This is a genomic window from Arthrobacter sp. GCM10027362, assembly GCF_042679445.1.
GTDB lineage: Bacteria > Actinomycetota > Actinomycetes > Actinomycetales > Micrococcaceae > Crystallibacter.
Genome location: NZ_JBHTML010000239.1, coordinates 1 through 5,064, shown reverse-complemented (window position 1 = coordinate 5,064; position 5,064 = coordinate 1). Strand labels below are relative to the sequence as shown.

Annotated in this window: 4 protein-coding genes and 1 pseudogene; 2 read left to right on the top strand and 3 right to left on the bottom strand. The window is 70.7% G+C overall.

Annotated elements, in window-relative coordinates; translation table 11 throughout:
- Window positions 1-514: 514 nt before the first annotated feature.
- Window positions 515-1,786 (top strand): CynX/NimT family MFS transporter, encoded by a 1,272-nt coding sequence (locus ACFQ36_RS20630; protein WP_377017077.1) that lies wholly within the window; start codon window positions 515-517, stop codon window positions 1,784-1,786.
- Window positions 1,787-1,815: 29 nt separating this feature from the next.
- On the top strand, window positions 1,816-3,012 hold the full coding sequence (locus tag ACFQ36_RS20625) for a mechanosensitive ion channel family protein (RefSeq protein WP_377017075.1): 1,197 nt from the start codon (window positions 1,816-1,818) through the stop codon (window positions 3,010-3,012).
- A gap of 222 nt (window positions 3,013-3,234) precedes the next feature.
- Here the strand turns inward: ACFQ36_RS20625 and ACFQ36_RS20620 are convergent, their stop codons facing one another.
- The 3 genes and pseudogenes from ACFQ36_RS20620 to ACFQ36_RS20610 form a co-directional block, all read right to left on the bottom strand.
- Entirely contained in the window at window positions 3,235-4,326 is a 1,092-nt protein-coding gene (locus ACFQ36_RS20620; RefSeq protein WP_377017073.1) for a GTP pyrophosphokinase family protein, read from the bottom strand.
- Between the two features lie 83 nt (window positions 4,327-4,409).
- Window positions 4,410-4,643: a hypothetical protein gene (locus ACFQ36_RS20615; protein WP_377017071.1), complete on the bottom strand. Its 234-nt coding sequence runs from the start codon at window positions 4,641-4,643 to the stop codon at window positions 4,410-4,412.
- Between the two features lie 228 nt (window positions 4,644-4,871).
- Window positions 4,872-5,064, bottom strand: a pseudogene (locus ACFQ36_RS20610) (methylmalonate-semialdehyde dehydrogenase (CoA acylating)); the annotation flags it as partial.

Genomic DNA, 5,064 nt, shown 5'->3' with positions numbered 1-5,064 from the left:
TCGCCCTGACCTACCGCGGCGGCACCATCCTGCGCGCGATCACCATCTGGCTCAAGGCATTAGGAGACACACCCTAGGGGTGGAACGCACCCGGCATGCGGTTTCGCGCACGCCGGGCCCTCGCGTCCCACCCCGGCGGTTGCCGGGACCGTTGCCTGAGCTGGAGTCTGCGCCGCGGCAGCAGTGCCGGTACGTCCTAAAAGCCCGTCGCCGGTGCCGTCGATGCCCCGGCCAGGTCGGCGCCGGCCTCGTGGCAGACCAGCAGGCCGAAGGGCCCTCGGCCTCGGCGCCGCCGGGGCTGCCAAGCGGGGTCGAAGACGCTGCGCTCCTCGTCCCCGAAGAGACGGACCTTGTGTAGCGCAGCAATTTCCTGCCGCTGCCCAGCGGAGCCGCGGCCGCCGCCAAGCCAGGCACGCAAGACGCCCGCCCGACGGTCTAGAGTGGGGCGCGAGGGTCCCGCTGTGGCGGCGGAGCCGACACTGCGGGAGCGCCCAAAAGCGAAAGGCGGTCAGCATTGACCATACCCGGCGGTGCTCGCCGCGCATCTGCGCCGGTGCTGATGATGGCGGGCATCATGCTCGTGGCGGCCAACCTCCGGCCGGTGCTGACCGCGGTGGGGCCGCTGTTGGACCAGATCGGCGCGGATACCGGTCTGGGCGAGGCGGCACTGGGTTTCCTGGCGGCGGTACCGCTGCTGGCGTTCGGTGCGTTCTCGCCGCTGGCCCACGGGATCAGCGGCAGGTTCGGTGTCGAGCGGACGGTCTTCGTGTCCCTGCTGGTGCTGGCCGCCGGGACCCTGCTGCGGCCGGCCCCGGGCAGCCCCGCCAACCTGTGGGCCGGGACGGTGATCATCGGCGCGGCGATTGCGGTCTGCAACGTGCTGCTGCCGGCTATCCTCAAGCGCGATTTCCCCACCCGGATGGCGTCCCTGACGGGGCTCTATTCCGCCGTGCTGGGCGGCATCGCGTCCTTGGGCGCGGGCCTGGCCGTGCCGCTGTCGCGGCTGCCCGTGGGTGACGGCGCCCCGGGTGGCTGGCGGTTCGCACTGGCGGCCTACGTGGTGCTGACGGTCCCGGCGCTGCTGCTCTGGCTGCCGCAGGTGCGGAGGCGGCGGGCCGGGAGCCAGCCTGGGAAACCCGGGCCGCAGGCAGCGGCCCGGGTGGCCAAGGACGCTTCGCCGCCCCGTGGAGCGGTATGGAAGTCCGGCGTCGCCTGGCAGGTGACGCTCTACATGGGGCTGCAGTCCATGTCGTTCTATATCCTCATCACTTGGCTGCCCACGCTCGAGCGCAGCTACGGGCGCGGCCACGTCGAGTCCGGCTGGGACCTGATGCTCTTCCAGCTCATCGGCGTGGTGTCCAGCCTGCTGACGCCGCAGCTGCTGCGCGGCCGGCAGCAGCGCTTCGCGGCCACGCTGCCGCCGTTCCTGGTCGCGGCGGGTGTGGCGGGGCTGATGCTGGCTCCGGGCGGGATGCTGCTGTGGGTGCTGCTGGCCGGGTTCGGCGGCGGCAGTTCGCTGGTGACCGCACTGGCGCTGTTCGGGCTGCGGACGATGAACCATCGCGAGGCCAGCGCGCTGTCGGGGATGGCCCAGTCGGTGGGCTACCTGCTCGCGGCGGCTGGGCCGCCGCTGTTCGGGGCGCTCTACGGGCGCACCGGCACCTGGTGGCTGCCGCTGCTGCTGCTCGTGGCCGTCGCCGTGGCGCAGATGGCCACCGGGCTGGCGGTGGGCAGGGACCGTTTCGCATTCAAGGCGGGGAACCGGCCTGGCCGCGCCGGCGGGTGAACGGTTCACCAATCTGACACGATCGAAGCATGACTGACTTCAAGGACGTCCTCTGGTTGCTGGCCGATGTGCTGATTGCCGTGGCCGGCGCCCTGGCAATCACCGCGGTCCTGCGGGCGGTCGCAAACCGGCTGTTCCGGCGGGTGCCGGAGATCCGCCGGATCTCCGCCCGTGCGCGGAACCCGTTCCGGGTGCTGCTGGCCGCCGCCGGGATGCGCGCGGTGTTCGGCCTGACCTCCGCGGACGAGCCGTGGTTCACGGCGGTGGACTGGATTCTGGTGGTGGTGCTGATCGGCGCACTAACCTGGTTCGCAGTCGTGATGCTGCTGGTCATCGAGACGGCCATCCTGGCCAGGTACCACACGGATATCAAGGACAACCGCCGGCTCCGCCGGCTCAAGACCCAGGTCATCCTGGGCCGACGCGTGGCCGTGTCGCTGCTGGTGGTCATTGCGGTGGCATGTGTCCTCCTGACCATCCCGCAGGTCCGTGCCCTGGGCGCCGGCATCCTGGCCTCCGCCGGCGTGCTCTCCGTCGTCGCCGGCCTCGCCGCCCAGAGCTCGCTGACCAACGTTTTCGCAGGCATGCAGCTGGCCTTCACCGACGCGATCCGCGTGGACGACGTGGTGGTGGTAGAGCAGCAGTGGGGCACGGTCGAGGAGATCACCATGACCTATGTGGTGGTCCATATCTGGGACGACCGCCGGCTGATCCTGCCCTCCACCTACTTCACCACCACGCCGTTCGAGAATTGGACCCGGCGGACGGCGGCCCTGCTGGGCACCGTGGAGCTGGATGTGGACTGGCGCGTACCGGTGGACGAGCTGCGGGCGCAGTTGAAGACCGTGGTCGAGGGTTCCCGGCTCTGGGACGGGCGCACCGCCATCCTGCAGGTTACCGACGCCGTCAACTCGCTGGTGCGCGTGCGCATCCTGGTCAGCGCCGAGGACAGCGGCACCCTGTTCGACCTGCGCTGCCTGGTGCGCGAGGCCATGGTCGTGTTCCTGCAGCGCGAGTACCCGCAGGCGCTGCCGCGCCAGCGCTGGGAGGCCGTCGGCGGAGCCGGCGGCCCTGCCGCCCGCCGTACCACGGCACCGGCGGCCAAGGCGGACGAAGCGCAGCTGTTCGCCGGCACCATTGACGCCGTTGAACGCAGCAAGGCGTTCACCGGTCCGGGCGAGGAGGTCTTCGAGGAGCGCGGACGCCGGGCGGACCACGGTAAGTAGCGGCCCGGCCCACGCCGCGGCCAGGAGGAATGCGGGGCAGTGGCCGAGGAGGCGAGCGGCCGCGCATTGCGCGCGGGCGAGCGCGATCAGCACGGCCAGCACCAGCACGTTGCGGTAGACGAAGGTCGAGACGTGGCCGGCGGCGTCCTCCACGGAGACTCGCGCACCGGCTGGTTCGTCACGGAACAGTTGCATCCCATCCCGCACCGGACACGGCGCGGGTCAGCCGCCCTGCCGGTAGGCCTCGATCTGCCGGTGCCGGCGCAGCAGGCTCTCACGGCGCTGGACGTCGTCCCCGGCGGTTAGTTCGATGTGCCGCTCCCCGTAGCGCCACAGCAGCAGGTCGTCGAGCAGCCGGTCCGGGCCCGGCGAGTAGCGGTGGTCCAGGGCCTTGCGCACGTGGGTGATGGCCTCGGTCTGGAGCAGGCCGGCCAGGTCCATGGTGGTTTTCAGGCCGTGGGCGGCCAGCAGTTCGGCCGCCCAGCCCCAGTCGTCGTCGGCCTTGCGGTCCACATGCGGCAGCAGGGTCTGCCATACGTCACGGATGCGGTTCGGTGTCAGTGGTGCGGCACCCTCGCCGTCTTCGTCCCAATAGCCGGCGACCGTCTCGTAGCGTTCATCCAGGTCGACGAAGACGGACTCGACCGTCTCGAGCATGGCTGCCGCGGCGGTGAACTGGCGGTCCACATAGGGGCTGCGTGCCCGCGGTTCGCTGGCCTTGAAGCGGATCCGGTGTTCGAACTCGGACCAGGCGTGGGCCAGGATGGTCCGGATCTGGACTTCGAACAGGTAGCTGCCGGTGGGCCGGGGCGGGCCGGCGAGCACCTCCTGGTACTGCTTCACCGTGCCGCTCTGGATGGTGCGCAGGATCAGGTGCCGGCTGGAGTAGCCGTACGTGCCCGATTCGATCGAGCCGATGTCCTTCTCCTGGTCCACCCGGCAGTCGAACTCGCTGCGCTGGCGCTTGATCAGGTTGGCCGCGGCCCGGATTTCGTGCGGCAGGCCGACGATCACCCGCACGCCCACCAGGTCGTGCAGGTCCCGGAGCGGATCGGGGAACTCCAGCACCGGGACGCCGCCGGGCTCCGCCGCCTTCACGACCCTGGCGGCCTTGTCGCGGAAGGACTCGACGGTTTTCGTGCGGGAGGTGATGAACAACGGCTGCAGGTCGGTGCCGCGGAAGATGTCCCGGATCCGGGCCTGCATGTCTGCGGTGACGGCTTCGAGCTGCGGCCGGACCCGCTCGAACTCGCGGACCGCTTCCTCGACCCCTGGCCGCAGCCGATCGTCCAGCCGGTCCCAAAGCAGTCCCATCTTCTCGGCTCCTTCACGTGTGGGCGGGCTGCGCAACCTGCGCAACCCGCCCAGCGTATCGCCTTGTTATTCCGCGGCGCCGCTCAACCCGGCACGTGGCGGTCCGCCACCTCCAGGGCCCGGTCCAGGATTGCCAATCCGCTGCGGGCATCCTCAACGCTGATGTTCGGCGGCGGGGCCACGTGGGCGCGGTTGAAGTTCGCGAACGGGAGCAGGCCGCCGGCCTTGCACGCGGCGATGACCTCGTCCATTTCCGGGGAGGAGCCGCCGTAGGCGGCCAGGGGTTCGCGGGTGTGCCGGTTTTTCACCAGTTTCACGGCCCAGAAGCAGCCCAGCCCGCGCACCTCGCCGGCGGACCGGTGGCGTGCGGCGATTTCGCGCAGGCCCGGGCCGATGCCTCGGTCCCGAGCCGGGCCGCGTTCCCGACCATGCCCTCCCCGGCCATGCGTTGATGGTGGCCACCGCGGCTCCGCGGCCACGCCGGTGGCTGATGCGGTGGTGGTTGCCTCGGTAGTCGTGCTTGCCCTTCGAAGATCCTGTGCCGCTCAGGCGTTCTGCGGGAAGCCGAGGTTGATGCCGCCGTGGCTGGGATCCAGCCAGCGGGTGGTCACGGCCTTGCCCCGGGTGAAGAACTGTACGCCCTCGGCGCCGTGGGCGTGGCTGTCGCCGAAGAGCGAGTTCTTCCAGCCGCCGAAGGAGTAGTAGGCCATCGGCACCGGGATGGGCACGTTGATGCCC